This window comes from Nocardia sp. NPDC059154 (assembly GCF_042755705.1).
Taxonomy (GTDB): domain Bacteria; phylum Actinomycetota; class Actinomycetes; order Mycobacteriales; family Mycobacteriaceae; genus Nocardia.
Genome location: NZ_JBHZCS010000110.1, coordinates 1 through 22,547, shown reverse-complemented (window position 1 = coordinate 22,547; position 22,547 = coordinate 1). Strand labels below are relative to the sequence as shown.

General features: G+C 65.5%; 24 protein-coding genes and 3 pseudogenes. 12 read left to right on the top strand and 15 right to left on the bottom strand.

All coding sequences use genetic code 11. The features are described 5' to 3' along the window. Nucleotides 1-98: 98 nt before the first annotated feature. Both ACFXN1_RS48080 and ACFXN1_RS48075 read left to right on the top strand, forming a co-directional pair. Nucleotides 99-509: pseudogene (locus ACFXN1_RS48080) on the top strand (IS110 family transposase); the annotation flags it as partial. A gap of 314 nt (nt 510-823) precedes the next feature. Then, nucleotides 824-1,036, top strand: a complete 213-nt coding sequence (locus ACFXN1_RS48075; RefSeq protein WP_379446174.1) for a hypothetical protein — start codon at nt 824-826, stop codon at nt 1,034-1,036. A gap of 53 nt (nt 1,037-1,089) precedes the next feature. On the opposite strand, the gene ACFXN1_RS48070 is transcribed toward ACFXN1_RS48075, so the two are convergent. Continuing rightward, nucleotides 1,090-1,464, bottom strand: a complete 375-nt coding sequence (locus tag ACFXN1_RS48070) for a transposase (RefSeq protein ID WP_379446175.1) — start codon at nt 1,462-1,464, stop codon at nt 1,090-1,092. A 368-nt stretch (nt 1,465-1,832) separates the two neighbouring features. Here ACFXN1_RS48070 and ACFXN1_RS48065 point away from each other — a divergent pair, with 368 nt between their 5' ends. Continuing rightward, nucleotides 1,833-2,306, top strand: a complete 474-nt coding sequence (locus ACFXN1_RS48065; protein WP_379446173.1) for a Zn-ribbon domain-containing OB-fold protein — start codon at nt 1,833-1,835, stop codon at nt 2,304-2,306. Nucleotides 2,307-2,336: 30 nt separating this feature from the next. Here ACFXN1_RS48065 and ACFXN1_RS48060 read toward each other — a convergent pair whose 3' ends face one another. The 8 genes from ACFXN1_RS48060 to ACFXN1_RS48025 all read right to left on the bottom strand — a co-directional run bounded on the left by ACFXN1_RS48060 (nt 2,337) and on the right by ACFXN1_RS48025 (nt 9,259). After that, the gene (locus ACFXN1_RS48060; RefSeq protein ID WP_379446172.1) at nt 2,337-2,921 is read right to left on the bottom strand and encodes a hypothetical protein; all 585 of its coding nucleotides are present in this window, start codon (nt 2,919-2,921) and stop codon (nt 2,337-2,339) included. Between the two features lie 64 nt (nt 2,922-2,985). Beyond that, the gene (locus ACFXN1_RS48055) at nt 2,986-3,447 is read right to left on the bottom strand and encodes a hypothetical protein (RefSeq protein ID WP_379446171.1); all 462 of its coding nucleotides are present in this window, start codon (nt 3,445-3,447) and stop codon (nt 2,986-2,988) included. A 5-nt stretch (nt 3,448-3,452) separates the two neighbouring features. Next, the gene (locus tag ACFXN1_RS48050; protein ID WP_379446170.1) at nt 3,453-3,758 is read right to left on the bottom strand and encodes a hypothetical protein; all 306 of its coding nucleotides are present in this window, start codon (nt 3,756-3,758) and stop codon (nt 3,453-3,455) included. Between the two features lie 53 nt (nt 3,759-3,811). Continuing rightward, nucleotides 3,812-4,102 carry an SAM-dependent methyltransferase gene (locus tag ACFXN1_RS48045; RefSeq protein WP_379446169.1) on the bottom strand — a complete coding sequence of 97 codons (291 nt, stop codon included), beginning with the start codon at nt 4,100-4,102 and terminating at the stop codon, nt 3,812-3,814. Between the two features lie 296 nt (nt 4,103-4,398). After that, on the bottom strand, nt 4,399-5,211 hold the full coding sequence (gene fdhD, locus ACFXN1_RS48040) for a formate dehydrogenase accessory sulfurtransferase FdhD (RefSeq protein ID WP_379446168.1): 813 nt from the start codon (nt 5,209-5,211) through the stop codon (nt 4,399-4,401). After that, nucleotides 5,208-7,517, bottom strand: coding sequence for an FdhF/YdeP family oxidoreductase (locus tag ACFXN1_RS48035; protein WP_379446167.1), 2,310 nt, complete (start codon nt 7,515-7,517; stop codon nt 5,208-5,210). Before ACFXN1_RS48035 ends, fdhD begins: the two co-directional genes overlap by 4 nt. A 30-nt stretch (nt 7,518-7,547) precedes the next feature. After that, entirely contained in the window at nt 7,548-8,177 is a 630-nt protein-coding gene (locus ACFXN1_RS48030; RefSeq protein ID WP_379446166.1) for an MBL fold metallo-hydrolase, read from the bottom strand. Next, complete coding sequence (locus ACFXN1_RS48025) at nt 8,174-9,259, bottom strand: S-(hydroxymethyl)mycothiol dehydrogenase (protein WP_379446165.1); 1,086 nt, start codon at nt 9,257-9,259, stop codon at nt 8,174-8,176. The genes ACFXN1_RS48030 and ACFXN1_RS48025 overlap by 4 nt, the downstream gene beginning before the upstream one ends. A gap of 159 nt (nt 9,260-9,418) precedes the next feature. On the opposite strand from ACFXN1_RS48025, the gene ACFXN1_RS48020 reads away from it, so the two are divergent. Both ACFXN1_RS48020 and ACFXN1_RS48015 read left to right on the top strand, forming a co-directional pair. Then, on the top strand, nt 9,419-10,360 hold the full coding sequence (locus ACFXN1_RS48020) for a hypothetical protein (protein WP_379446164.1): 942 nt from the start codon (nt 9,419-9,421) through the stop codon (nt 10,358-10,360). Nucleotides 10,361-11,018: 658 nt separating this feature from the next. Beyond that, complete coding sequence (locus ACFXN1_RS48015) at nt 11,019-11,663, top strand: hypothetical protein (RefSeq protein WP_379446061.1); 645 nt, start codon at nt 11,019-11,021, stop codon at nt 11,661-11,663. A gap of 720 nt (nt 11,664-12,383) precedes the next feature. Here the strand turns inward: ACFXN1_RS48015 and ACFXN1_RS48010 are convergent. After that, on the bottom strand, nt 12,384-12,647 hold the full coding sequence (locus tag ACFXN1_RS48010) for a hypothetical protein (protein WP_379446062.1): 264 nt from the start codon (nt 12,645-12,647) through the stop codon (nt 12,384-12,386). Nucleotides 12,648-13,050: 403 nt separating this feature from the next. Here ACFXN1_RS48010 and ACFXN1_RS48005 point away from each other — a divergent pair, with 403 nt between their 5' ends. The 3 genes from ACFXN1_RS48005 (at nt 13,051) to ACFXN1_RS47995 (ending at nt 15,889) form a co-directional block, all read left to right on the top strand. After that, entirely contained in the window at nt 13,051-13,695 is a 645-nt protein-coding gene (locus tag ACFXN1_RS48005; RefSeq protein WP_379446063.1) for a hypothetical protein, read from the top strand. Nucleotides 13,696-14,263: 568 nt separating this feature from the next. Further along, nucleotides 14,264-14,560, top strand: a complete 297-nt coding sequence (locus ACFXN1_RS48000) for a hypothetical protein (protein ID WP_379446064.1) — start codon at nt 14,264-14,266, stop codon at nt 14,558-14,560. Between the two features lie 759 nt (nt 14,561-15,319). After that, entirely contained in the window at nt 15,320-15,889 is a 570-nt protein-coding gene (locus tag ACFXN1_RS47995) for a hypothetical protein (protein ID WP_379446065.1), read from the top strand. On the opposite strand, the gene ACFXN1_RS47990 is transcribed toward ACFXN1_RS47995, so the two are convergent. After that, nucleotides 15,886-16,020, bottom strand: a complete 135-nt coding sequence (locus tag ACFXN1_RS47990) for a hypothetical protein (protein ID WP_379446066.1) — start codon at nt 16,018-16,020, stop codon at nt 15,886-15,888. The two genes, ACFXN1_RS47995 and ACFXN1_RS47990, sit on opposite strands and share 4 nt — an antisense overlap. 757 nt (nt 16,021-16,777) lie before the next feature. Then, a complete protein-coding gene (locus ACFXN1_RS47985; protein WP_379446067.1) occupies nt 16,778-17,986 on the bottom strand; it encodes an IS4 family transposase in 1,209 nt (402 codons plus the stop codon). A gap of 309 nt (nt 17,987-18,295) precedes the next feature. Here ACFXN1_RS47985 and ACFXN1_RS47980 point away from each other — a divergent pair, with 309 nt between their 5' ends. The 3 genes and pseudogenes from ACFXN1_RS47980 to ACFXN1_RS47970 form a co-directional block, all read left to right on the top strand. After that, nucleotides 18,296-18,565 (top strand): hypothetical protein, encoded by a 270-nt coding sequence (locus ACFXN1_RS47980; protein ID WP_379446068.1) that lies wholly within the window; start codon nt 18,296-18,298, stop codon nt 18,563-18,565. A 795-nt stretch (nt 18,566-19,360) separates the two neighbouring features. Further along, on the top strand, nt 19,361-20,194 hold the full coding sequence (locus tag ACFXN1_RS47975) for a pentapeptide repeat-containing protein (RefSeq protein WP_379446069.1): 834 nt from the start codon (nt 19,361-19,363) through the stop codon (nt 20,192-20,194). Nucleotides 20,195-20,444: 250 nt separating this feature from the next. Continuing rightward, nucleotides 20,445-20,564, top strand: a pseudogene (locus ACFXN1_RS47970) (LuxR C-terminal-related transcriptional regulator); the annotation flags it as partial. On the opposite strand, the pseudogene ACFXN1_RS47965 reads toward ACFXN1_RS47970, so the two are convergent. Further along, nucleotides 20,542-20,864 (bottom strand): annotated as a pseudogene (locus ACFXN1_RS47965) (ISAzo13 family transposase); the annotation flags it as partial. The pseudogenes ACFXN1_RS47970 and ACFXN1_RS47965 overlap by 23 nt on opposite strands. 40 nt (nt 20,865-20,904) lie before the next feature. After that, entirely contained in the window at nt 20,905-21,075 is a 171-nt protein-coding gene (locus tag ACFXN1_RS47960) for a hypothetical protein (RefSeq protein WP_379446072.1), read from the bottom strand. Nucleotides 21,076-21,434: 359 nt separating this feature from the next. Here ACFXN1_RS47960 and ACFXN1_RS47955 point away from each other — a divergent pair, with 359 nt between their 5' ends. Beyond that, nucleotides 21,435-21,668, top strand: coding sequence for a hypothetical protein (locus tag ACFXN1_RS47955; RefSeq protein ID WP_379446071.1), 234 nt, complete (start codon nt 21,435-21,437; stop codon nt 21,666-21,668). 254 nt (nt 21,669-21,922) lie between these two features. Here the strand turns inward: ACFXN1_RS47955 and ACFXN1_RS47950 are convergent. Next, nucleotides 21,923-22,547, bottom strand: a 625-nt coding sequence (locus ACFXN1_RS47950; RefSeq protein WP_379464025.1) for a response regulator, incomplete at its 5' end; no start/stop codon positions are given.

Here is a 22,547-nt window from a genome sequence, read left to right as displayed (position 1 = left end):
CGGCCCCGTCCCACACACGGACGGGGCCGTTTTCACGGCCCACTCGTCACCATCGCCGACGACGCGAACATCACCATCCTCAGTGACGCGCGACACGTGCCCGGCATCGGGTGTCGAAACTGCTTCTGCGGCAAGGAATCGTGTACTACGGCGGGACAGCGTGGACCAGCGTTCACGAAATCTGGTTGCGGCAGCAGCGATTTGATCGCCCGGCGTTGCAGGCGACCTACGATGCCGCCTACGAGACGATGGTGCTGGCCCGCGGCCGACGTGACCGGCTCGACACTGCGATCACGGCGATGGCCGCTGGCACACCCGGCCGCGTGGTATCGGCACGATGGGCCCAGGCCTCACCCGCGGCACGCGCCCGCGGCCACGCCGGCAACCAGCGGTTACATCACCGGTGGGAACAGTTCACCGCCCGCAAGAAGCGGACCGTCGTCGCCAACGTCGCGGTCGCCCGCGAACTGGCCGGATGGTGCTGGTCGCTGGCCACGATCGAGAACTGACCTACCCACGAGCCGGTCGACGTGAAAGACGAAGAGGCGGGCAGCGTGAGGAACGACCTGCGAAAGTATTATGAGCAGCAACAACATTCGCGTAGTTGCCACGCCCGATCCTAGAGCAGCAGCACCGTTCCTGCCGAACAGTCGTCCTGCGGTAACCAACCCGCGCATATGAGCCTGACCACCCGTCGCGAACAACGACATGCCACCTCGGGCACCCTCCGTCGACCTATCAGAAGGCGGGCCCGGAACCACTCGGCTCCGGACCCGCCTTCGCTTGCCCACTTGACAAAATGCCCTACATATCAATACCGACGGTGTCGGGTCAGTCCGCGATGGGGTGGCCGTACCTCGGTCGCGGTGAGTTTGTCGGCGAACTCGAGCTGGCGGTGGGCCGGGTGCAGGTGCCGCCGTACTGGACTGATGTGGACCCTCAGCAGTTGCTGCGCGCGGTCGAAGACACCCACAGCGAAGGAATAGCGGCCAAGCACCTGGACTCGTATCCGGACCAACCTGGATACTTGCGCTGACGTCCGCAAACGCACTCTCTGCGCGTCAGTCGTTTGTGATGCTCCTATAGATGTCAAGCAGTTTCGGCTGGTTGGTGGTGCGGAGGATGTTCGGTGAGGGCGTGGTAGATCTCGCGGGCGATGAATCGTTTGAGGCAGCGGATGATGTCTTTCTTCGAAAGCCCTTGTGCGGTGCGGCGTTCAACGTACGCGTGGGTGCGCGGGTCATGGCGCATGCGGACCACGGCGAGGGTGTAGAGGGCGTTGTTGGCTGCCCGGTCACCACCGCGGCCCCGGCGGTGTCGGCGGGTGCGACCGGATGAGGCGGGGATCGGGGCGACGCCGGCCAGGTGCGCGAACGCGGCTTCCGAGCGCATGCGTTGGGGATTGTCGCCGGCGCTGGTCAGCAGTTGACCGGCGGTCTCAGGGCCGACACCGACGAGGTTCAGCAGGGCAGGCGCCGCCTGCGCGACGAGCGGAGCTACGAGACTTCCCCACGGGGGAGCCCACGTTCATCGTGACAGGCCCGTGGTTCCCCAGAATCGGCATGTCGCATGAGACACACGTGCTAGGCGTCGAAGGCGAGCGGCGCCTCAGTGTCGGCAGAGCCAACTCTCGCCAACTGCCGGGGCGCCGCCGATGCCATACCACCGACGCATACCTTGCCGAACGTGTGGCGGGATGTTTGCCGCTCTGGTCTCTTTCAACGTGCTGCGGCGCAAAAACAGGTATGTCCCGGGTCACTCGGCCGTCGCGGGTACCGCCAGCGCACAAGAGGCTGTTGGCACCACAGCAGCCACTCTCCGCAGGAGATCTCATGAGTTCACCGAATTCGCGCCGGGTCGCCGACACCACTGCCGAGAAGGTCGGCGAGACGACCTTCATGGTCAAGCGGTGCCGTAACTGCGCGGCGCTCCTGTCGCCGCTGGCCGGCACATGCACGTCGTGTAAGTCGACGACGCTGGAATGGGTGCCGTCCTGCGGGCAGGGGGCGATCGTGTCCTGGCGGGTGGTGTATCGGGTGCTGCCCGAGAGGAGTCTCGAGGAATGGGCGCCGTCGCAGATCGCTATCGTCGCCCTCGATGAGGGGCCTTGGGTCTACACCACGATCGAAGGGGAGATCCCGCCATCATCTGACAAGCCGGTACGAGTGAGGTTCGAACCCGGACCTTCCCGTGGCGGGTTCCCTGTATTCGCGACCACGGCGACTAGCAGGCGAGTCCCGGACAACCTGCTGCCTGGACGTATGAGTGCATACCAGCCGAGTAGATCGCGTCACGGACTCCTGTGATGGTGGACGGTCCCCGCAGCCCAGAGTGGGTCAGGTCATCGCTGAACCAATGCGAGTTCCTGGAGGGATCGACGAGCCTGCGACGAATTCACTGCTAGTAGGGCTTTCGCCGCGCACAGGACCAGTCGGACCAGCGCGCCGAGGCGAACACCTCCCACGAGTAGGGAAAGCCGTGTCGATGACGATGGCAGTGCTCACGCGCAGTCGAGTCACTGAGAAGTACCGATAACCCGGCCCGGACCCCATCAGGTCTAGGGAACCCGGCCATGGACGGCGCGCGTCCCACACCTCGACCACCAGCACCTGCGGTTGCGACCACGGCAGCCGCAGCCGACCCGCCGGCGACATCTGCCCGGCCTGCGCGGCGTTCCACCGCTGCAAACGGGCCACCGCATCGACCACCGAATCCACCGCCCCCGCAGCCTCATACAACGCCAACCCGCGCATGACATCCGTGGCGAACGATTTCATCTGGTCGATCAGCGAGGTGCTACCCAGCCACAACGGGGTATCCCACACGACGGTCCCGGGCCCGCGCAGATACAACCCGATTCCGCGTGAAAACTGCTCCTGCACAACAATTCTTCCGGTACCAGTGCTGGTCGTGCCATCCACCTCCACCTCGCACTGACTCCACCGCTTCGCCCACCCCGGCGCGTTCACCACCGGGGCCGGGAACTCACCGCCGCGGTACACGTCGCTGCCCCCACATCGCTTCGGCGACCAGATCCGTCCACGCGACCGCGCGTTCACTGGCCACGCGCCACGCCTCATGCACCGCGCCGGCATCGCATCCGGCCGCCAACACCGCTTCGGCCTCGAGACGAGCGCGCGCCAGCGCATCGACCGCCTCCCCCAGCGACTGCGAGCATTTCGCGGCGAACGGCGCGAACACTCGCCCCCACACGTCGATTCGCTCCACCAGGCCCGCCCGCATCTCCGCGAACCCCGCCGTATTCGACGACGTCACCCGCAGCTGCGCCAGCACCCACGCACACCGGGGCACCGGATACGCATCCGGGCCGTCACCGATGTGCCGGCGGATCGCCGCGACCAGCTCATGCCAATCCGGCAGGGCGACCGCCCACCGCGGCCAACCCGCGCCCGCCAGGGCGAGCACGCTGCACTGTGCATCGGCCACCGCGATCACCGCTCACTCCACCGGATCCGGCCGGCACTTGACGACCGCCGCGGCCGCAACCCCAGCGGATCCGCAATCAGCACATCGACATCCAAGCCGATCACGGCTAGCCAATCACTACCCAGCGTCTGCCGATCCGGCACCACAACCGTGGTGACCCCGGCCTGCTCGAGGCTGGCATGCAGCCGTGGAAGATCCCGATCGTCCGGCAGTGTCGAGACCTGGGCCAGCGACAAGCCGACATCTCTGGCCAGCCGCCGCACCGTCTCTTCCTGCTCGGCCGCACCCGGGCCGGCCAGATCCGACCGCACAATGCCCCAACCCAGCCTTTCACGTCCATCGATGGGCTCCTACTCAATGCGGGTCAAAGGCGGGCGAGGGCGCCATAGCAGGCCACCCGCGTCGACGCATGTGGGACGGCACCCACAACCGCCGCCTCACCGACCAGCCACTCGGCCACCGGCGCCACGCCGAGCCCGCAGAGCTCGAATCCGCACAGCAGGTCGGCCAGCTCGTCGCGGCTGCGCGGGTACAGGTCGATACCTCCACCGTCGAACACCTTCCGTAAGTGCTCGATCCGTGGCGAGATGTCCGAACCCAGGTGGCTGATCACCAAATAGGAGCCGGGCACCAGCAACGTCGCCAGCCCAGCCACCACCTCTTACGAGGCGTACGTCAAGGAGCGGCGATCCCGAGACGGCGAACCCGGTCGCGAGGCATCGGCAGCCGGGGGCTACAGCGAGGCCGGAACCGACAATCACCGCCGGAATTCGGCCTCGGCCGGGCACGGTGGCCGGGACGCGCTGGTGCGCCCGATCGATCCGTGTAGCGAGCCGGAGCGGCGCCGGGGATCGCGCCAGGCAGAGCGTTTTCTCGACAAGTATTCGAACGTATGAATATGCCCGATCCCGGCCCTGCCGCCAGGATCGCGGCGTATGTCCGTCGCTGGATCTACCGAGACACTCGGTGGATTCGGGTGTACACGTTCATGGTGTCGCCGCGCAGGAACCCAATCAGGGTGATGCCGGCGTCGGCGGCGAGGTCGACGGCCAGCGAGCTGGGGGCTGAGACGGCGCCGAGGACCGGGATGCCCGCCATGGCGGCCTTCTGGACAAGCTCGAAGGATGAGCGTCCGCTCACGATGAGGACGAGATCGTGGGCGGGGATGAGTTCTCGGCGCAGTGCCCAGCCGATCACCTTGTCTACGGCGTTATGTCTGCCGATGTCCTCACGGACGGCCAGCACTGTGCCATCGGTGGTGAATAGGCCGGCCGCGTGCAGGCCGCCTGTGGCGGCGAAGGCTTTCTGTTTGGTTCGCAGCTTGCCGGGCAGCGTGGAGAGCATGTCGGTGTGGACGGTCGGACCGTCGGCCGGGATGGGGAACCTGGTGCGGGTCCGTACCTCATCGAGTGCGGTCTTGCCGCAGAGTCCGCAGGCGCTGGTAGTTATGAAGCTCCGTGCTCGCAGCCGCATCGGTGTGCGTAGAGTGAGGTCGAGGACGTTGTAGGTGTTTCGCCCGTTTTCGTCGGTGCCCGCGCAGTAGCGCGCGCTGATCAGGTCCTGGGCATTGGTGATGATGGACTCGCTCAACAGGAATCCGTGAATGAGGTCGATGTCGTCGCCCGGGGTGCGCATGGTGATGGTCAGCGACTGCCCGCCGATCCGGATTTCGAGGGGCTCCTCGACCGCGAGGGAATCCGCGCGACGAATGTCACCGTCGGGTGAAATCCGGTGCATTCGGCGGAGGGTGGTCACCCTGCTCACGAGTTCGGCCGTTGGTGGAAGTGGTGTTCCATCCGGATGGTCAGTGCCTTTGACACCGGCGTATTAGACTGCGCCGCAACGTGATCGAGCGGCACTAGGGGATTGGTCTCGGGATAGTAGGCGGCGGCGTTGCCGCGCGGGGTGGGGTAGCCGATCAACCGGAATCCTTCGACACGGCGGATTACCCCGTCGGGCCATTCGGAGATGAGGTCGACGAGTTGGTTCTCCGCGAAGCCGAGTGCGGAGATGTCGTCGGGGTGTGCCAGCACCACTTTGCGGCCGCCGTGTACGCCGCGGTAGCGGTCGTCGAGGCCGTAGATGGTGGTGTTGTACTGGTCGTGGCTGCGCAGTGTCTGCAGGATCAGCCTGCCGTGGGGAACGGGAAGCCACACCAGGTCGTTCACGGCGAAGTTGGCCTTGCCGGTGTTGGTGTGGAATTCGCGGGAATCGCGAGGCGGATGTGGCAATTGGAAGCCGCCCCGTTGGCGGACCTTGGTGTTGTAGTCCGCGCAGCCGGGGACGACGCGGGCGATTGCGTCGCGGATCTTGTCGTAGTCGCGGCTGTATTGCTCCCAGGGGACCGGATGCTTCGGGCCGAGCAACTCTCGCGCGAGCTCGCAGACGATGGCGACTTCGCTACGCAGTTGGTCGCTGACCGGTGTGAGTCGGCCGGTGGACAGATGCACCATCGACATCGAATCCTCGACCGATACCTGCTGCTTCACGCCGTCGCGAGCATCCTTGTCGGTGCGGCCGAGGGTGGGCAGGATGAGTGCGGTACGCCCGTGCACGACGTGGCTGCGGTTGAGTTTGGTCGAGACTTGCACGGTCAGTGCGCAATTGCGCAGCGCGGCTTCGGTCACGTCGGTGTCGGGAGTGGCGGAGGCGAAGTTGCCGCCCATGCTGAAGAACACCTGAGCCCGCCCGTCGCGCATCGCCCGGATGGAATCGACAGTGTCCCAACCATGTTCGCGCGGACTGGTGATACCGAATTCACGGTCCAGGGCATCAAGGAAGGTGTCGGGCATCTTCTCCCAGATGCCCATGGTCCGGTCGCCCTGGACGTTGGAGTGGCCGCGCACTGGGCACACGCCCGCGCCGGGCTTGCCGATCATGCCGCGCAGCAACAGCAGGTTGGTGGCCTCCTCGATGGTGGCGACGCCGTGTTTCTGCTGGGTCAGGCCCATCGCCCAGCAGAAGATCGTGCTCTTCGACTCGGCCAGCAGTCGCGCGGTTCGTTCGAGATCCTCACGTCGCAGCCCGGTCGCCTCCACCACCGCGTCCAGGTCGATCCCACGAATATGCTGCTCATAGTCGGCGAATCCGGCGCAGTGCTCGTCGATGAATTCGCGGTCGACTACCGTGCCCGGGGCGCGATCCTCGGCGTCGAACAGCAGTTTGCCAAGCCCTTGGAACAGCGCCATATCGCCGCCGATACGGATTTGCAGGAAGTCATCAGCGATGGCGACACCACCGGTGAAACCCTTGACCGTCTGCGGGTCACGGAAGCCGAGCAAACCGGTCTCCGGCAGTGGGTTTACCGCGATCACCTTGGCGTCGTGTGCCTTGGCATTGGTCAGCGCGGAGAGCATGCGTGGATGATTGGTGCCGGGGTTTTGACCGGCGACGACGATCAGGTCCGCAGCGGCGAAATCATCGATCGTGACCGATCCCTTGCCGATACCGATGGAGTTGGTCAGCGCAGCGCCGGAGGATTCGTGGCACATATTGGAGCAGTCCGGCAGATTGTTGGTGCCGAAGCTGCGGATCAACAACTGGTACAGGAATGCGGTCTCGTTGGCGGTGCGGCCCGAGGTGTAGAACACTGCTTCGTGCGGCGAATTCAGATCACGCAACGACTCCGCGATCAGTGTGTAGGCGTCGTTCCACTCGATGGGGGAATAGTGAGAGTCGCCAGGGCGCAGCACCATCGGATGGGTGAGCCTGCCCTGCTGGGCCAGCCAATACCCCGACCGGGCCGCCAGATCCTCGATCGAATGCTTTGCGAAGAACTCAGGGGAGACCCTTCGCAGCGTCGCTTCCTCGGCGACCGCTTTGGCTCCGTTCTCACAGAACTCGGCCGGCCGACGATGGCCGCTCGGCTCGGGCCAGGCGCAGCCGGGGCAGTCGAAACCGTGCACCTGGTTGACCCGGACCAAGGTGCGGGCGGTGCGTACCACACCCATTTCACCGATCGCACGATCCAGGGCGACTGTCACTGCTTTAACCCCTGCCGCTTGGGTTTTCGGCGGCGTTACGGTCACCTCTGCCTCGTCGATGTCCTGTTCGGGTGCGCTGCGATGCATCGCCCTGATCGTCCTCTCCGCTGGTTGTTGTCAGTGTCCTCTAGCGATCCACTGCGCCAAGTGGGGCGCTTCGGCTCCGATGGAGGTCTTCGCGCCGTGGCCGGTGTGGACAATTGTCTCTTCCGGTAACGCGAACAGCCGATCCCGGATGGAACCGATAATTGTCGGGAAATCGGAGTACGAGCGCCCGGTCGCGCCTGGACCGCCGGAGAAAAGCGTGTCGCCCGAGAAAAGCACGCCCGCCTCTGGCAGATACAAGCACGAAGACCCGGGGGAGTGTCCGGGGCTGTGAATCACCTCGAGTTCGGTTCCGGCGATGGCGATCCGCTGTCGATCAGCCAACTCGTGATATCGCTCGCCGGGATGCGTCAGCTGCCAGAGCATGTCGTCGCCGGGGTGCAGCAGAATCGGCGCGTCAAGTGCGACGGCCAACTCCGGCCCCACCGTGACATGGTCGTTGTGCCCGTGCGTGCACACGATCGCGGCGACGTGTCGGCCTGCCACCGCTTCGACGATCGGTTTCGCCTCGTGGGCGGCGTCGATGACAACGACCTCGGCGTCGTCACCTACTAGCCAGATATTGTTGTCGACCTCCCACGTGCCGCCGTCGAGCTCGAAAGTTCCCGCGGTGATGACGCGTTCGACTCGCAATGTGCTCACAACACCACCACTGAGCGCAGCACCTGGCCGGTATGCATAGTGTGGAAGGCCTTTTCGACGTCGTCGATGCCGATCCGTTCGGTGACGAACTTGTCAAGTGGCAGCCTGCCCTGCAAGTGCAGGTCTATGAGTGTTGGGAAGTCTCGTTCCGGAAGGCAGTCGCCGTACCAGGACGATTTGAGAGCGCCGCCGTGGGAGAAGAAGTCGATCAGTGGAATCTCGAGAGTCATGTCAGGAGTAGGGACCCCGACGAGTACCACTGTGCCGGCGAGGTCGCGGGCGTAGAACGCCTGCTTCCAGGTTTCCGGACGGCCGACCGCATCGATTACCACGTCGGCGCCGAAGCCGTCGGTTAATTCCTGGACGACCGCGACGGGGTCGACTCGGGTCGCATTGATGGCGTGGGTGGCTCCGAGCTCCCTGGCCCAGCGCAATTTTTGCTCGTCGCGATCGATAGCGATGATCGTTCGCGCGCCTGCCAACCGCGCTCCGACGATCGCCGCGTCACCGACACCACCACAGCCGATGACTGCCACCGAGTCGTCACGGCTGACATTGCCGGTATTCACCGCCGCCCCGAGACCCGCCATGACGCCGCAGCCCAGCAGCCCCGCGACGGCCGGATCGACCGCCGAATCGACTTTGGTGCACTGCCCCGCGTGAACCAGCGTCTTTTCAGCGAAAGCACCGATCCCCAGTGCTGGACTGAGCTCGGTGCCGTCCTCGAGCGTCATCTTCTGGGTCGCGTTGAAGGTACTGAAGCAGTATTGCGGCCGACCGCGCTTGCAGGCGCGGCAGTCACCGCAGACCGCGCGCCAGTTGAGGATTACGAAGTCGCCAGGTGCGACGGATTCGACTCCCGCGCCGACGCTTTCGACGATGCCCGCGGCTTCGTGGCCGAGCAGAAAAGGGAACTCCTCGTTGATTCCGCCTTCCCGGTACGTGAGGTCGGTGTGGCACACACCGCACGCCGCGATATCGACAACCACCTCGCCAGGGCCCGGATCAGGTATCACGATGGTCGTAACCTCGACCGGTGCACCCTTCGTCCGAGCAATGACACCTCGTACCTGCTGCGGCATGTGTCCTCATTTCTTCAGTAAACAGATCGCCATGTGGGCATGCGGCATGTCATTCGAGACGGTACGGTCCACACGGCGAGTGTGGCCCTATCCGTAGGGATAATGCTGACTGGCCCAACGGATAGGTGGTGGGGCTGTCGCAATGCCTAGAGTAGGGGGATGAGTGAAGTCGTCGAACCCGCGAACTCGCTGGTCGCCGTGCGTGAGGTGGTCACCGGACCGCTCTCAGAGATCGCGCACCGATTCTCTCGTGCGATCAACGGCCGCTGTCCGCACATGGCCCTCACTATCTACACCCGTGAATGTACCTGCCGCCCACGCAAGATCGCGGGTGCGAGGGACATCATCGAGCGGGTCACCGTGGCCGAGCTCGACGACCTCAAGCGAGAAATCGAGCCTGGCGCTCAATTCGCTGGCCAGGTGACGCTTGCGCGCAGGGCACGCCGAGTATGGGCAGTTCGCGATGTCAGCGACACACTCCTGGTGCTCGTTGTCGAGAAGGGCGTCGAGCCCGCCATCGCGGCGCAAGTGTCTGCGATGTTCGGATTGGTGGCGACTTCGATCAGGCAGCAGGTGACCCAAGCCAGCCCTGACTACCTTGTCGAGTCCCGCGCGGCATCGGTGGAACGTGCTCGAACCATCGCCGAATTGACTGCCGTACATGAAGTGACGCTGCTCTCTATTCTCAGTGCGCTCCGATCCAGCCGCTTCGATGACGGACATGCGAGAACCGTTGCCGCCCAGACCGCCTCTGCCTCACTTGTCGGCCTTCGGGCAACCGGCGAATATCGGCTCACCGTCGGTGGTCTCGGGCGCGGCGCGCTGCTTGCCCGCTACGCGCTCGCGAAGTCGGAAACCGAAGGCGTCGATACTCGGACCGGGTTCTACGTGTCCTGGAACGGGACACCGCACCGGACCGAGGAAGGCGCGTTGATGGAGCGGGTGGGCTGGTGGCCCCGGATTCCGGTGAAAATCAAAGTGCGCTCCCAGGCCGAGGTCGATTGGTTCGGCAACGGTGAGTTCGATCGTGAACGCATCGACGACAGCGACGAGGTGATGACACAGAGCCTGGGCAGGTGGCTCATCAACACGATCAGCTGATCCCGGGCCATCCCCAGCAACAGCAACGACCGCAGCTCTTTACGGTCCGGTACTGCTCAGACCGAGTGGATCGAAGAGGGTGTGCACGAATCGAGGGTGGCGTATCTCGACGTGGCAGACCTCGTCACCGCGGGCGCACCCGGCTAGAGGACCGCTCGAAGTCCGACGCCGTTGTGCCGGCGGATTGTTCGCATCGATCGTTTTCGAACACTCAGCGACATGGGTGGACGGGATGGGGGCCGGTAACGACCTCATCATCAGTCAGCCACGATCGGGCACCGACCGGTTGAGAAGGCCGACCTGTTGGTATGCGCTGAGGTGTCGGCGCAGCACAACCCCCCTGACCCTGCTGAGCCGATACGAGGGTCTCGCCCCACGTGCACTACCGCGCCGCTGGGGCGAGACCCTCGTCCATCCGATGTCGTCAGCGTGGGATGCGCCACCTGCGGGCATCCGCGCCTCGATGGCGGCGTGCTCGGCACGGGATGAGGGTGCCCGCCAGGTCGACGTAGAAGCCACGTTCGCAGGCATATCGGTGCAGGTAGCATGGGCTGCGCCCGCGCGTGTGGTGCGCTGTTCGCGCGCTGTCGCGCTGCGGGGGTGTCTGCTCAAGTTCGGTTCTTCTCCGGATCTTCCCGACCACGTGAGGAGTTCGACGATGACGACTGTGGCACCAGCCAGTACCTGGCCTCTCATGCTCGGCCGTGCAGCGGTGTATCCCGCCCGGGACGGCGGCTTGATGGCACCGTTCATCTTGGTGGGCGACTCGAACATGACGGCCGTCGATCCCGGTGCCTTCGCTCGGCAACTCGACAGCCCGGGGTACTCGTTCCGGGAGGCGCTGCGCGCCGCCGGCGCCGATTTGATCCTGGTGTCGCTGGGTACCAGCGACACCCTCGATGACGCCGCTCACCGCAGTGTGCTGGAGGTTCTGTTCCGCGCGATCGGCGAGTGCGTGGGCTCGACTCTGTTCACGGTGTGCGGGATCGGGCGTGGGGCCCTGCAGCTGCGTTACACCCTGGCGAGGTGCGAGTGCGACCGCATCGACCACCAGACCGGGCAGTTCGTGTCCTACTCCAGCCCTACCCCGACCGCCGCCGAGACCGATGCGCTCACCAGGGTCGGCTCCTGGCCGGTTCGACCTCGCAGACTCGTGGTCGCGGTCCCGGGCGTCACCGCGGACAGCTTCGACTACGAGAACAGCGCCTTCGACGGCCTCATCCTCGGTGCGGCGGCCAACCGGGACCCGCTGTTCACCGAAGAGCTGGGCACCAACATCATCGAAGAGACCGTCGACCCGTAGGGCACGCGCGCGGTGTGTGCCGGATCGGTAACCATCTGGGCAGGCAGACGCCGGGCCCGCTCGACGAACGCTCGCCTCATCGGCGCCACCTGACGCTGTGGGAACACTGCCATCTACCGCTGCGAGTCACACGAATCGGGGGTGGGAAGCGGCGTATCTCGGCTACCAGGCCTGGGGTTCGTGCACCGCGGGCCCGATCGCGACGTGTGCGTCGAGTGCCGCCCATGTGTCCGATTCTCCGCGCAAACTCCGGTGACCTGGGCGGACGTTCCTGCCGGCCCACGCGCGATGACGCGACTGACCTGGCTAGCCGAGGTGCTCGCTGGAGGATTCCACCGTCTGCTTGAAGATGCTCAGGCCTTGGTCCATTCCGGCGCCCACAGGCCACCACTTCCGCAGCGGCGTGGTGAAAGGCCTGATCGGGCCGACGCGCCTACGATATTTCTCGGTCACCTCCCCTCCGGTGGCCATCTGTGGAATGCATACCCACCCGCCCGGTTCTTTTCCCGGAGGCCGGGCGGGGACACAGACCGGGTCCACCGGATCGATGACTGTCCGTGCTTGTCGGGGTCGTTCTGCGTACCGGCGACCGGTGTTTCACCTACCGGCGTTTTCCCTGGCGCCGGTGTCAGCCCGGCTCGTGTGGTGCAGGCCAGGGCTCGGCTGCCGCGCGGAACTGCTGCACCCCCCTTGTCAGCAGCCCGTGGTCGCCGCGGTCGCTCAGCTGATCTTGTCGTAGCGCAGTTGGGCGTGTTCGAAGGTGGTGTCGAGTGACGGTGGGCCAGAGAAGAATATGAGCTCGAGTCTTGCCACGTCGCTATCGGTGGTGAAGACAGTGCGGCCGGCCAATACCAGCGTCTCACCAGCTGCTACGGCCGATGCGCTGGTTCGTTCGGACCCTTCGATGGTGGTGCCGCTGAGGTCCAGTCGCGCAGTCGCGAAACTGCCGGCACCTGCCGCCTTTGCGACAAGGTTGTATTCCACGGAATATGTGGTATCAGGGTCCAGTGCCAGTCGCGCGGTCGGGGCATCCGACCGGTCGGCGTGTACGGGGGTGAATTTGACGGCTTGTGTTGAGGACATGGGACTTCCCTGGCTGCGGTGGTGAGGACCGTACGGTATCGAGATCTGTTGGCCCTTGGCGAATATCTGCAGCCCTACCCGGCCGTATGGTCGTTGAGACCCCACATTCGGCCTCGAGGCGGCGTCGGCGTCGATGTCCGTCGGGGTCGACGGGGATGGCTTGGTCGACACGCCTTGCTGTGGCACCAGCTGGCCGGTGGTGCCCCTTAGGCTTGCCGACCACTACCCCGTGTGGGTTTGTTCCTGCGGGGTTGCCTGTTGCAAGTTCGGTTCTTCTCTTCCCGACGACGTGAGGAGTTCGACGATGACGACTGTGGCACCAGCCAGTAACTGGCCTCTCCTGCTCGGCAGCGCAGCGGTGTTTCCCGCCCAGGACGACGGGCTGAGAGCGCCGTTCATCTTGGTGGGCGACCCGGATATGACGGGCGCCGATCCCGGTGCCTTCGCCCGGCAACTCGACAGCCCGGGGTACTCGTTCCGGGAAGCGCTGGGCGCCGCCGGCGCCGATTTGATCCTGGTGTCGCTGGGCGCCAGCGACACCCTCGATGGTGCCGCTCACCGCAGTGTGCTGGAGGTCTTGCTCCGCGCGATCGGCGAGCGCCTGGGCTCGACTCCGTTCACGGTGTGCGGGATCGGGCGCGGAGCCCTGCAACTGCGCTACACCCTGGCCAGGTGCGAGTACGACCGCATCGACCACCCGGTCAGGCAGTTCGTGTCCTACTCGAGCACTACCCTGACCGCCGCAGAGGCCGACGCGCTCAACAGGGTCGGCTTCTGGCCGGCCATACCCCGCAGACTCGAGGTCGCAGGCCCGGGTATCAGCGCGGAGGGCTTCGATTACGAGAACAGCGAGTTCGACGGCCTCATCACCGGTGCGGCAGCCAACCGGGACCCGCTGTTCACCGAGGAACTGGGCACCCACATCATCGAAGAGACCGTCGACCTTTAGGACACGCGGCCCCGTGTGTGCCGGACCGGTTATCCATCTGGTCAGACGCCGGGCCCGCTCGACAAACGCTCGTCTTCACCACGCAAGGCGAGCGTTTGTCGTTGCCTTCTCCGCCGGACCGGTATCACCTTCCAGCGAGTGTCGGTAGAACAGCGTGTGCGCCCCGGCCGGCAGCGTGAAGTATCCGGCCCGGATTTCCTCACACGCCATCCCGATGCCTGGACGCTCGGCCACCCGCTCGATGGCCCGCTGCCCAATTGCTGCTCAGGCCAGGTGGATCGAAAGAGTCTGAGGGCCGATCCACCCGGCCGCCGAGCACGATGCACCGCTCGAAGTCAGCGGAGCGGGGCACCGATTCCGGAGTCGTCCACTTGTGACCCCGGCCGGATGATCCGACGTGAGAACGCGGCGCGATAACCGCACCCGGATCCCCGCCACGCTCCCCGATCGGCTCACCCGCACCGCACCGTACCGAGATCCTGTGCCGGAGCGGCCCGAATACCGCGCTGGTGGCACGAATCGAGAGTGCCCAGGCGCAGATGGTCACCGACATCTCGGAATTAGCCAAGTGATCGAGATTGTCGTGCAGAATGCCGGTCAGAACCGGCCCGACCGGTCGGTGAACCTTAATGGGGTGAAAGTGACCGATCTGATGGGATCGACCGTGCATGAGCTGCTCGCGCAGGTCCTTGCGCGCTACGGCAGCATCGACGTCTTCATCGCCCGTCTGCACGTTCTGCTGGACACACCCACCGTCGAGCGCCCTGCCGCAGTGGCACCCTCGGCCGGTGGCCGGCACCGGCTCGCAGAACCCACGGGCACAGTGCCGATGACGACCGCAGCCCCACCTCGCCCACATGGCTGAAACCTGAGGGTCGGGCCACCGAGAGGCAGGCGCAGGCGGGGCCAATCCGTATGCGTCGCTTGTGGCTTGGAGATCCTGGATCGTTTTCCGAACGCGCCCGCCAGGTTCGATCTCGGGGCGTGGGCCCCGGGAATCGGCTCGAACGTCGCCTGCCGTTGACCTTGAACGCCTACGCTGGCGCATGTCGGCCTCCCTCTGTGGTGGCGCAGACCCCTCGGCATTGCCGCCCTTGGGCCTTCGTGGCTTTCCTCGCGCGCGGTCGACCTCGGCGTACACCGCCGCCGCGAGTTGGGAATCCAGCCCGCCCCGGTGAGACCAGGCGCCGGGCCAGGGATTCGGAGGTGCGCCATGACAGCAACCCCACGCGAACGCGGTGACAGGCTCGCTCGCCGACCGGGAAAGCGGCATACGCCGGCACCCACCATCACGGGCGGTTCCGATGACGATGAGCCGGTGGTGCGCTGGCCGGAGCCTAGTCGGCTCGAATCGTGGTGGCACGCCGTCATGCACCCCGCCGCCGAGCCACCCGCACCCACATGACCACAACCGGCTCGATCGGCACAGTTCCGTGTGCCACTCACGAATACCTCGGGCCCCTCGCGACGCGATCCCTCCTGCCCTCGGCACAGACCGGGCCACAGCGCGACACCGCACCCTCACGTCGGGGTGGCCCCGTTGACCGCGCCGAAAATGCCTGTCGACCATCACCTTCGGTGGATTCGCCGCTCGATGTCGGTGATTCGCGCTAGCGTGAGGCAGATGATCGGGTTCTACGGCCGCACCGAGCCCGGCCTGGAGGAAATCGTCCAGGCCCTCTTCGCCCTGCAGTACCGCATCGGATCGCTACTACACGACGTCGAACACGACTGGCGCGCCGCCGCCGAACACCCCGGCATGCAACACGACTGGGCACAAGCCGAACCCGAACTGCGAGCCGCGCTCCTGCTGGGCTTCGCCTGGAGCAGCCGCAACGCCACCCTCCCCCACGCCGACAGCCCCGCCGGACTCTATGCCGCCGACCTGCACCGCCACGCCCGAGAGCACAGCGGCGACCACCACAGCTTCCACGGCCCCGGCTTCCCGCTCCTGCCCTACCCCGGCCCCGCCGGCGCGCTCGCCTCCTCGGTCGCCTTCGACCGCGAGGACCTCGACATCAGCCTCGACACCGCGCTCCTGCTCGCCACCACCGACGGCCCCACCGCCCTCCACGGCGGCCGCCCCGCACCTGGTGCCCTCCACATCCCGACCGGACTGCCCAACCCGAGCAACCCCACCACGCCCGCCACCCTGGTCATGCACTTCCCCAGCGACGCCGACCCTGAACATTAAGCGCCAGACGAGCCCACCGACTCGGCGTTCTGCATGATCCGGTTCAGCTTTTGAGGGAGTTTGTCCTGCACGGCGTTCACCTCATCGAGCAGGCCCGCCAGCGTCGTGAGGGCTTCAGCAGGATCTTTCAATGTCTTTGGTGTACTCGGTTGCTATGACGCCACGCAACGACTGGGTCATCTGCAAATACCGGCACTCGCACCGGTGGGTCCGCTACGCCGCCGACGACGAAACAGCCGCCCTGTTCAACTCGCCCGGATTCACCCACGAACTGTTTCCTCTCGGGCAGTGCTTGTCGGGTCCGATCCGCACCGAATCCGAAGCGTTCACAGCCGCCCTCTCACTGTTCGGCACGTACAAGTGTGTCGGAACAGCGCCTCCACCACCGCGACCGATCCCTCCGGCCCAGCCCGGGTGGCGGTACTGACGCCACTACCCCTGGCTCACAACGTCTGGTCGGTGTCTGAGCGGTTCGGTGGGTAGACCACGAACGGGTGGCCCGAGCCAGGATTCCTGCGGCCGGCGCTCTGCACAACCACCACCGGGTTCGTCCCAGGGAAGGCGGCACTCCCAGCGGCCTTGAGCAGATCCATGCCGCCGGTATCGAAGACCTCAGCGCTAGAGGCAATACCAGTGACTTAAGTGCTGGCGTCTACCGGGATTCGTATGGGTAGGGGGTTCTTCGGTGTTGTGCGTGAGGGCGGTGCGAGGGTGATGGATTCTTGTGGGTTCTGTTGTCGCTGAACAGGATTGCGATGCCCGGCGCGTTTGACGCCGAAGTTCGACATCTTGCGTTTGACCACTCGTGGGTTGGTGCGGCCGGTTCGGGGTGGCAGCAAGTGGGCGGCAATCTCGGTTTTTCCGGCGGTGAACGCTCGTGTGAGGCGGTCAGGGGGAAAAACCCGCCTGCGCGGTCACCTGCCGGCGCGCGAGGCGGATGCTGCGGGTGAACGATAGCCGGTCGGTGTCGATGCCGACGGGCTCGGCGGTGTCGTGCATGAGGGTGCGGATGGCGTAATGGACCAGCAGGTGGGCCCAGACTTCCTGCTCGACACCTTCCGGGGAGCGCGAGCGCAGCACCTGCGCGGGGCCGCGCTGGTGGGTTTTCAGCTCGTCGAAGGCGTTTTCGATCTCCCAGCGCTCGTGATAGAGCGCGGCCAACTCGGTCGCCGGTGCCTGTTCGGGGTCCAGGATCGTGGTGAGCAACCGGATCGGGGTGTCGGAGTCGGGGTATCCCGCACCGGTGAGGGTGTATTCGATCACCCGTACCCTGGTCGGGTCGGCGCGTTTGCGGTGATCGGTGCCCTTGACGATGTCGGACAGATATGACCCGTCTGGCAGCTCCGCCACCACAGGCAGGATCAAGTGGGATCGTATGCGCCACAACAGATCCGCCCCGCCGGCACACGCTTCCCGCCACAGCTGCACTCCGCTGAATCCGCGGTCGGCCAGCAAAAGATCACCCGCACCCGTGTGCCCGAACAACTCGCGCGCCAGGACGTGTTCGGAGGTGGTGCACGGCCCCAGCGCCGCCGCGGTGATGGCGTGCGTGCCGCACTCGGCCAACCCCACGATCCGCACCTGCGGATAGGCGCAACGCTCGGTGCGATGAGTGGCCGGGCGCCCGAAATACGCTGAGTTGTCGTCACTGTCGGGCACATCGAACACCGTGCCGTCCACGGCGATCAACCGCCACCGCCGAAACCGCGCACCCACCGTCGATTCCGTCGCCAACGGGCGCGCGACCGCGGCGAACAGCGACTTCAGTGGTGCCGCACCCAACTTCACCCGCGCCCGCGAGATCGCCGCCGTGCTCGGAACCTGCCACGCCCCCGACCATCGCCGCGCCCCCGCCAGACCCTGGGTCAGCAGCCGCGCGACCTCCTCATAACCCTGACCGGAGAACAGGCACATCGCCAACACGAAATACACCACCACCCGTGGCGGCAACAACCGAGTCCGCTGCCCGCCACGACCGCACTCGGCGACCACCCGATCCACCAACTCCGGCGGAAACGTCCGCGTCAGCAGGCCGATCGCGATGCGATCGGACAACCGATCCTCCGACTCCAGTTTGACCTGCCCCGGCCGCGGCATCCACACACCTCCCAGCCGCAGACACTACCAGGCAAAACCCTTAAGTCACTGGTATTGGCGCTAGAGGAGATCTCACGCAGCGAATAGTCCTCGGCACCGCCGAGAATCTGCTCCAGCCGCTGCTGATCCATACCGCAGCGATCCGCCAACTCCGCCACATCGATTTCCCGGCACTGCATTTCCCGACTGATCAACTCTGTCAAGGCTTCTGCGAACAACGACATCGCCGAATGCTAAACCATACCGGTTCTACCTCGCACGACCCACATCGCATCGCCCCCAGTTGACGCTGCTTTTACGCTGTCCTGCATGGACAACGAACAGTGCGGTCCCGACGGGACACCCAATGCAGGGCGTGCCCGGCTCGGGAGACCGAGCGACGAAGCCTTGGACAGGTATGCGGCAAGCGAACTCGCGACAACCCGGCGACGGGTGCGCCTGGCCGGTTCCAGCGAGGAATACATCGCGGTAGCGGCCGAGCTGGATGGCCGCGTCTGGCTGGAAACTCCTGCGGGCGAACCTGTCTCGGGCCCGATCCATATCCGCGACTTGACGATCGTCAAACGAGGCCGGGCCTAATTTCGCGACCCGCCCCTGTTCGACCCTGTCGCGGCCATCGTCGGCCCGCCACGGCATCTGACGGCTCATGCTGCTGGCAGGGCGCTACCGCGCGAGCTGGTAGTCGAGTTGTTCGACAACCGCCTCACCGGCGTCTCGATCCAGGCCGCCGGGAAGGAACAGCAACTCATGCGGTTGCGCGCCGTTGGGACCGCCCGACTTGAACCATTCACGCTTGAGACCAGCATCGTGGAAGCATCGTCCAGAGACACACGACGCCGCACCGCACCTTCCTCCCACGTGAGGGCGCGGCATCGTGCGCTCGAACTCGCGAAGTCGTCGATCGTGCTGGCGATCCCCAGGGCAAGCTGGCTGACATCGAGATGTCGCCTGCTCCTGACACTTTCGTGTCGCCTTTCAGCTGATCACCGGATCGTTCGTCACGCCGTGGCGGGCGTGTCGTGCGGATATGGGTGACGACATGCCCATTACCTGCGGTTCGGCGAGCATTCAGCCTTCCCAATCCTCAACCGACACAGCCACCTTGGCAATCGTTTCGCCCCCGCGGAACCAGCACGTCAGCTCCCACGGCCACGACCGGCAGTTATGACATTCTTCGTGAACCGCCGCTGTCGGCATTGAGCCCTCGGCTGGCAGACGCTCCTAGAATTCGAAGCCACCTACACCTGCCTGTTCGCATCACCTCACCACCGCTGATACCGGAGAACCGGAGCACGACCAACACATCCGGGACACCGGGGGCCAAGCTCGCCTTCGGCTAGCTTGCTGGCGCCACATCGCACGAGGGGAGATCGGATGACCAACACCGAGGGATCACCTGCCGCACGGCGCCGTCGGCAGGCGCTCGCCAGCCGAAGTCGCTCACTGCGGACTCCCGCGCATCCCGCCCCGCCTGCCGCACGGCCGGGTTGGCTTCTGCACTGGTCCGGCTGGACGAAACTCGGCGCCCTCCTGGCCACGCTCTCCACGGTCGCGGTGGCCGGCGGGACGGTCGGTGCGCTCTACTTCACCAACCAGACCCTGCACGCCACGGACAACCAATATGGCCTGTCGCAGCAGACTGCGGTCACCGACCGATTCCGCCTCGCTGCCGAACAGCTAGCCTCGGACAAGATCAGCATCCGTATCTCGGGTATCTACCTGTTCGAACGCCTGGCCAAAGACTCCCCTTCGGACCACGAGACCGTGTTCGCGGTGCTCGGTACCTTTGTGCGTACCCAGATTTCGGTCGCACCCTGCGAAACGACGGCCCTGGAATCAGCCCCGGGCCCGGTGTCGATCTCGGCTCAAGCCGACATCTACACCGCGCTGACTGTTATCGGACGCCGCAATGCCGATGCCCCACAGTTCTCGTCCCCGACAGACCTGCGACGGATCTGCCTGGCCGGTGCCGACCTGCAAGCGATCGATCTCCACGATGTCGACCTCGAGGGCGCGATTCTCACAGGCGCGAACCTCAGCAACGTGGACTTTTCCGGGACGTACCTCAAGGGCGCGGACCTCACCCACGCGAACCTAGCCGGATCGGATCTCGCCGGATCGACTCTCACCTGGGCGACACTCGACGACATCTCCTACACCGTCTCCACGCGGTGGCCTGCGGGATTCACCCCGCCTCGACGACGATGAGGGCGCGGCCCACCGCGACACGACATTCACCAGCGTGGCGCAGAGCCGACAGCCAGTCCACGGCCATGCGTCGCAGCGAACGCGCGCTCTCATCGACCCACCAGCACGGCCTTCTAAACCTGTTGGCCCGCACCGACACTGGCGGCTCTGCATCCGAGCAGGATTCGATCACGAAACTGGCGGTCGACATGCGGGAGTTCACTGCCACTCTTCGTGGCGAGAACCTACTGACATTTCGATGACGAGTCGCAGCGAGAACACGGTCAAATTCCACCTCGCCCGCCTCCTCAAGAAACTCGGGGCGGCAACTCGCGGCGAAGCCGTCGCGATCGGTCTCCGTGCAGGGCCCCGCGAGAGTGCGGCTCGATGAGTGGACTCCAGCGCCGACAGCAGGCCGGTATCGGTCACCACCAACAGCTTGCGACCGGCGCCTGGAGCCCGGATGCGCTGGGTCGGTGCGGGAGTCGTCATCAGCTCGGAGATACCGCGCGTGACGGTGGCGGTGCTGGTGCTGGGGGCGGCAGCCACCACGGTGATCCCGCCGTGGCCGGCGCAATCGCCTCGCTGGCCAGGTAGAGCCGACGACGCCGTGATCATCCAGATGCGGCAGGAGCCCTTCGAACTTCACCCGCAACTCGGCAGCGCATAGACAATTTCGCGGAGAACACATCACTCGGCACGCCGCCTCAAAGATTGACTCCGACAGTAATTTACGTGCGAGCCCCAGCGGTGCCCGAATACTGACGCTGACGCTGCGCGTCGGCGGGGGCGGCGCCCAACAACGCGGCAGCTCGCGGGGCATCGTGCTTCTCGGCCGCGATCCAGGCCAGAATCTCCAAGCCGACTGCGCCGTTGAGCGGATCGACCACCCGTCGCGCCAACCGAAGAGCTCTCTCCAACAGCCGCCCGCAAAGTCCCGCTGCAATTTGTGGTCAACCCGCAGCGCGAGCCGTGACTTGCCGACCCCCAGCGAGTCGATGATCACGAGTTTTGTCCCGCTGCGAGCCACCTCATCAGTGATGGTGCGCGCCACCGCTGTGATGTCGCGGTCCTCTGGTCGGTGAAGGCCGGTGGGGCGTCACTGATTCCGTTCACTGGCCTGGTCGGCATCGATGGTTCCCAGTGTGCGGCCCCACCGCCAGCCCTGCAGACATTGCCACGATTGCGTTGTCGGGTGTCATCTCCTGCGGTGTGGTGGCATGTGTGCGGGATGGTCATGTAGGCGCAGTACAGCGCGTGCATGGCGGCGGAACGCTTCGTCACCTGCCGTGCCGCGAGTTACCAGGATCCGGTGGACGCGGTAGCAGAACTCCGGCTTGCTGATGCCGAAGGTGGTGAATATTTCTTCGGCGGGTGGGCCGCCGAACGGCTGCCAGGTGAGGGCGAAATCTATCAGAGCCTGTTCGTTGCGGTCCATGGAGATGACTCGTTTCCTGAAGGTGTAGCCGATCAGAGCGGGACGAGGCCGATTTGAGCGCAGCCGCGGACAAGGGTGTGCAGCCCGAAGGCTTCGACGGCCCGGCGACTGCTGCAGCAGCGATGCGTGCGCGGAGTGCGGATACGGAGACGACCGCGTCGACCGAGCCGACCTCGACGGCCCGCTGGATGCTGTGCACGCCATCGAATTCGGTCGCGACGGCGGACAGGTGCTCGGCCCGTACCGCGACATGTTCGTCCGCCAACTCGGTGACCAGCTCGGCCCGCTTGCCGGTGCATTGATCGGTGGGCCTACCGGTGTGAGCACTTGAACGGATGGAGAGAGATCAGCTTGGCCGCCGTCGCGCGATTGACCATGTCCAGTCGCGACACGGCGCCGAGCTTCCGGAAGATATTCCGCAAGTGCCGCTTCACGGTGCCCTCGGTGATACCGAGGGCATTCGCGATCTGCCGGTTGCTCAACGCACCGGCAACCTGTTCCACGACCTCGAGTTCCCGGTCGGTGAGCGCCTGGTCCGGCAGCGGATCCCGGTTCCCCCCACCGAATCCCTTGTCCTCCTGCCACGACACATAGACGACCACCTCGCCGCCCGCGTCCGCGGCACGAATCGCCGACAGCAGCGTCTCCCGCTTGGCGCTCTTGTGCAGATATCCGGCTATGCCGTACTCGACGAGGTCGCGGATCAGGGCCGTGTCCTGATGCATGCTCACGATCAGCACTCGCGACTCGGGGCTCACGTCCCGCAGGGTGAGGAGGTTCTGCACCACGTCGCTCCCGGGCATCTCGACATCGAGGATCACGACCTTCGGGTGCAGCCGCTCCGCGTATTCCGCGCCGGCGCGGCCGTCGGCCGCCTGGCCCACGACGGTGATATCGCTTTCGCGGTCGAGGATCTCGCACAGCGCACCGCGCAGC